Source organism: Variovorax sp. 01T439_2, from assembly GCF_056398445.1.
Genome location: NZ_JBFTPJ010000522.1, coordinates 1 through 4,182 on the forward strand (window position 1 = coordinate 1; position 4,182 = coordinate 4,182).

Here is a 4,182-nt window from a genome sequence, read left to right on the forward strand (position 1 = left end):
GTCCTCGCACAGGCGGCGCCGCGGGCCATGGCGCGCGGCGTCGAGCTGACATTCGATGCGCCGGACAGCCTGAACGCGCCCATCGACGTGCCGGCGTTCCAGTCGATATTGGAGAACCTGCTCAACAACGCGGTCCAGTATGTGCACGGCGGTGCGCACGTGACCGTGACGCTTCGCACCGAAGACCCGGCAGGCTTGGTGCTCACGGTGGCCGACGACGGCCCCGGTATTCCGGCGGCCGAGCATGAGCAGGTGTTCGAGCGCTTCTATCGCGGATCGGGACACGAAGCGAGCGGTTCGGGCCTGGGCCTTGCCATCGTCAGGCAGGCTGCCGGCCGCATGGGGGGCAGGGTGGAAGTGACCGAGGGCCTTTTGAACCAGGGCGTGGGATTCCGCGTCGTACTGCCGGCGAGCCCGAAGGGTTGACAAGCACCTCGCATCACCTGGATACTGAACCTTCAGGTTCATTATCAAGACCCAGGAGATTCCCATGCAGAAGATCATTCCCTGCCTCTGGTTCGACGGCAACGGCGAAGACGCGCTCAAGTTCTACAGTTCGATCTTTCCGAACTCGCGCGTCACCGACCGGCTGTTCTGGGGCGACACCAATCCGAGCCTCAAGGGTTCGTTGCTGACCGCCACCTTCGAGCTCGACGGGCAGTCGTTCATGGTGCTCAACGGCGGGCCGGAGTACAAGTTCACGCCGGCCATCTCGATGCTCGTGCAGTGCGAGACACAGGCCGAAGTGGACCACTACTGGGACAGGCTGCTCGAGGGCGGCGGCCAGCCGGTGCAGTGCGGCTGGCTCACCGACCGCTACGGCGTGTCGTGGCAGGTCGTGCCCATGGCGATGATCCGGATGTTCCAGGACAAGGATTCGGCCAAGGCCGCGCGCGCAATGCGGGCGATGATGAAGATGATCAAGCTCGACCTCGCCGCGGCGCAGAAAGCCTTCGACGGCGAGTGAGCAAGCGCCGGCCCTGCGGCCCTACACCAGCCGGCGGATCGCCTTCTTGCGCCACACCAGCCGGTAGTAGGCCGTCTGCAGCAGCAGCATCGCGCCGAAGGTCACGGGGTAGGCCCACCAGATGCCGTTGAGCCCGATGCGGTGGCTCATGAACCAGGCCACGGGCACCTCGATGCCGATCAGGCAGAGGATCGAGATGGCCGTGGGCACCAGCACCGAGCCGCTGGCGCGCATGATCCCCGAGATGGCCGAAGCCATGCCGAAGATCACCAGGCTCCACAGCATGATGTGCAAGAGCGTCTGCGCGATCTCGATCACCGGCGCGCTGGTGATGAAGAAGCCCATGAGGTGGCGCGAGAACAGGTAGCCCAGCAGCACCAGGCCGCCCGTGAGCACCAGGTTCATCAGCAGCGCGGTCTTGGCGATGGCGCCCAGCCGGTCGGCGCGGCCCGCGCCGATGGCCTGCGCGCCAAGAATGGATGCCGTGATGGCGATCGAGATGGCCGGGAACTGCACGTAGGCCACCACCTGGTTCACCGCGCCGTAGGCCGCGGTCGCGCTGGAGCCATAGCTGTTGACCAGCGAGAGCAGCGCCACCTCGGCCAGCGCCACCACGATCATCTGCACGCCTGTGGGTATGCCCACCTTCAGCACGGCCTTCAGCAGCTTGGGGTCGATGCGCAGGTGGCGGATGAACTCCGCATCGGGCGCCAGCGGGCTGCCGCGGCGGCGCAGGCGCCAGCCCAGCCACAGCGTGGCAAGCACGAAGGCCAGCACCGAGGCCCAGGCGGCGCTCGCAACGCCCAGCTGCGGCAGGCCGCCCCAGCCGCGGATCAGCGCGGGCGTGACGACCAGGCCGGTTCCGGTGGAGATCAGCAGCGTGAGCAGCGGCGTGACCGTGTCGCCGACGCCGCGCAGCATCGCGGTGGAAAGCAGGAACACGAACAGCCCCGGCATCGCGATCAGCATGATGCGCGCATAGCGCGTGGAGTCGGCCAGCACGTCGGGCGGCGTGCCCAGGAAGGACAAGAGCGGCGTCGTGAAGGYGCCGCCGAACACGGCCACCGCCAGCCCGAGCAGGATGCCCACCGACAGCGCGGTGCCCGCGATGGCCTTGGCCTTGGCGGCATCGCGCGCGCCCCAGGCCTGGCCGATCAGCACCGAGGCGCCGGCGCCCAGGCCGATGACGAAGGCGATGAAGAAGAACATCACCGGAAAGAAGCTCGACACGGCCGCCAGCGCGCCAACGCCGATCATCTGGCCGATGTAGATGTTGTTGATGGTGCCCGACATCGACTGCAGGATGTTGCTGAGCAGCATCGGCGCCAGGAAGAAAAGGAAGGTCTTCCACAGCGCGCGCGGTGCGCCCACGGGCGCCACCGGCGTTCCGTGCAGGCCGCTCTGGCCGGTGGCTGCGTTTTCAGGACTTGCTCTCATGCGGTGGTGCTCCAGCCGGCGGCAGACAATTTTTGAAGGTGGATGCGCAGGTCCGCGGGCCAGGAGCCGATCAGCGCCTCGAAGCGTTCGCGTTCGCCCGCGAACAGCGCGCGCGTGGCTTCCTCGAAGCCGGGCAGGGCGCCGGCGATCGCGGTCATGAAGCGGTAGGCGGCTTCGCGCGATGCGCGCACGGCGTCGCGGTCGGCGTTGACGCGGCTCGCTTCCTGGACCAGCCGCCGCAGTGCGACCGAGGCGCCGCCGGGCTGGCGGTTGAGCCAATCCCAGTGGCGCGGCAGCAGGGTGACTTCGCGCGCGACCACGCCGAGCTTGGGGCGGCCCACGCCGCGCGGGGCTTCCTCGGCGGTCTCGGCGCTGGCCGCATGCGCCACGGCGCCGGCCCGGTTGTGCAGGTCGAAGTCGAGCAGTTCACCGGTCTGTTCGTTGAACACCAGGTAGGGCGTGTCGTCCTTGCGCTCACGCAGTTGCGCGAGCACGTCGGCGGTGCTTCCCTGGGCGATGCATTTGAAGTCGGCAAAAACTATCAGGTTGCCGGGTGGCGTGTCGGATGGCATGTCGGGTTTCTTCGGTCGTAGCGCGTGTCGTCGCGGCAAAGCGCAAGGAGCGCAGCGTTGATTTGCGGCAGGCTTTGCGGAGACAGCGATTTCACCGCATCGGCGCAGATCGCGTCGGCGGTCGTAACGGCAGCTTGCATCAATTTTCTGCCGCCGGGGCGGATGGCTGCGTGGCGGCCGCTTCCATTCGCGCCGGCCGTGCGTTCGGCGAGGCCCGTTTTTTCGAGCAGGACCATTTTGCGAATCAACGCCGAGACCGGCAACCCGAGGGATCGCGCAAGCTCGGCCGTGGGCATGCGGCCGCCTTCGGCGCCCAGCAGCCGATGAAGCAGCGTGAAGTCTTCGTAGTCCAGGCCATGGAAAGCGCCCAGATGCTCCTGGAGCTTCAGGTTCAGGCTGGCGTGGGCGCGGCCGATGTTGAGGCACAGGTCCAGCGGATCGATGCTCATGGTGCGTCGTAGCCCCGGTCGCCGTGGCATTGAAGCTCCTCGCGCCAGAGCACAAGGAGTTTTTCGAGTTCCGCGGCGCGGTCGAAGGCCGGGTCGTCGCGCTCCTTGACGCGGTCGATCACCTCGAAGCTGAAGTTGGCCGCACCATGCGCGGCCCAGTCGCGCACCAGTGCCTTGTTGCGGTGCGAGCGCAGGCCGAGTTCGAAGCGGGCGCGGTTCATCGCTCCCTCCACATCGAGACTGCCGGCCACGTAGAGGCGGCCGCTGAGCGTGTTGCGGATGGCGAAGACGCCCGCGGGGCGGACCGTTTCCTTGTATTTCCTGGCGAGGGCGCGCCTCGTCTCCTGGGGCATGTTCATGCGCCATATATTATCCGGGTAAAACTAAAAATACAATATACCCGGGTAAAAATAAGAAGTCACCCCCCGCGCAGTCGCCGCCATCCGCGTGCGAGCCGGCGGTTGAGGGCTCGCACCACGCGCCATGGCCGGCTTTCGCGGACGAGCGTCAGCACATGGTCCTTCCAGGCTTTCCAGCGCGGATACCAGCGCGCGAACAGCGGAATGCGCATGAGCGCGGGCTCGACCAGCTGGAAGATGCGCGCCACGAAGGCAGTGCCGATCAGCTTGGYGGCGACCAGCACCGTCACGCCGCTTGCGGCATGGCCGCGGCCGAACAGGAAGAGCGCGAGCACCTTGACCGGCAGCAGCAGCAGCACCGGCAGCAGGAACGCGAGCAGCGCGCCCCACGGCGGCAG

The 4,182-nt window shown here is 67.2% G+C and carries 7 protein-coding genes; 2 read left to right on the forward strand and 5 right to left on the reverse strand.

Features of this window, described 5'->3' with window-relative positions; translation table 11 throughout:
* Together AC1DOC_RS22145 and AC1DOC_RS22150 are read left to right on the forward strand one after the other, a co-directional pair.
* Positions 1-426, forward strand: a 426-nt coding sequence (locus tag AC1DOC_RS22145; protein WP_478130489.1) for a sensor histidine kinase, incomplete at its 5' end; no start/stop codon positions are given.
* A gap of 64 nt (positions 427-490) precedes the next feature.
* Positions 491-967 carry a VOC family protein gene (locus AC1DOC_RS22150; protein ID WP_012747992.1) on the forward strand — a complete coding sequence of 159 codons (477 nt, stop codon included), beginning with the start codon at positions 491-493 and terminating at the stop codon, positions 965-967.
* Between the two features lie 21 nt (positions 968-988).
* On the opposite strand, the gene AC1DOC_RS22155 is transcribed toward AC1DOC_RS22150, so the two are convergent.
* The 5 genes from AC1DOC_RS22155 to AC1DOC_RS22175 form a co-directional block, all read right to left on the reverse strand.
* Positions 989-2,404 (reverse strand): MATE family efflux transporter, encoded by a 1,416-nt coding sequence (locus AC1DOC_RS22155; protein ID WP_478130490.1) that lies wholly within the window; start codon positions 2,402-2,404, stop codon positions 989-991.
* A complete protein-coding gene (locus tag AC1DOC_RS22160; protein ID WP_027729609.1) occupies positions 2,401-2,976 on the reverse strand; it encodes a DUF2239 family protein in 576 nt (191 codons plus the stop codon). The genes AC1DOC_RS22155 and AC1DOC_RS22160 overlap by 4 nt, the downstream gene beginning before the upstream one ends.
* Positions 2,946-3,425, reverse strand: coding sequence for a MarR family winged helix-turn-helix transcriptional regulator (locus AC1DOC_RS22165; RefSeq protein ID WP_027729610.1), 480 nt, complete (start codon positions 3,423-3,425; stop codon positions 2,946-2,948). The genes AC1DOC_RS22160 and AC1DOC_RS22165 overlap by 31 nt, the downstream gene beginning before the upstream one ends.
* Positions 3,422-3,784: a GIY-YIG nuclease family protein gene (locus AC1DOC_RS22170; RefSeq protein ID WP_012747988.1), complete on the reverse strand. Its 363-nt coding sequence runs from the start codon at positions 3,782-3,784 to the stop codon at positions 3,422-3,424. The genes AC1DOC_RS22165 and AC1DOC_RS22170 overlap by 4 nt, the downstream gene beginning before the upstream one ends.
* 59 nt (positions 3,785-3,843) lie before the next feature.
* The coding region (locus tag AC1DOC_RS22175) for a hypothetical protein (protein ID WP_478130491.1) at positions 3,844-4,182 on the reverse strand (339 nt) is incomplete at its 5' end.

What these genes read in the sequence shown, in the direction of transcription:
- AC1DOC_RS22170 (WP_012747988.1), bottom strand. Translation starts at nt 3,784, where the DNA reads ATGAACATGCCCCAGGAGACGAGGCGCGCCCTCGCCAGGAAATACAAG.
- AC1DOC_RS22165 (WP_027729610.1), bottom strand. Translation starts at nt 3,425, where the DNA reads ATGAGCATCGATCCGCTGGACCTGTGCCTCAACATCGGCCGCGCCCAC.
- AC1DOC_RS22150 (WP_012747992.1), top strand. Translation starts at nt 491, where the DNA reads ATGCAGAAGATCATTCCCTGCCTCTGGTTCGACGGCAACGGCGAAGAC.
- AC1DOC_RS22160 (WP_027729609.1), bottom strand. Translation starts at nt 2,976, where the DNA reads ATGCCATCCGACACGCCACCCGGCAACCTGATAGTTTTTGCCGACTTC.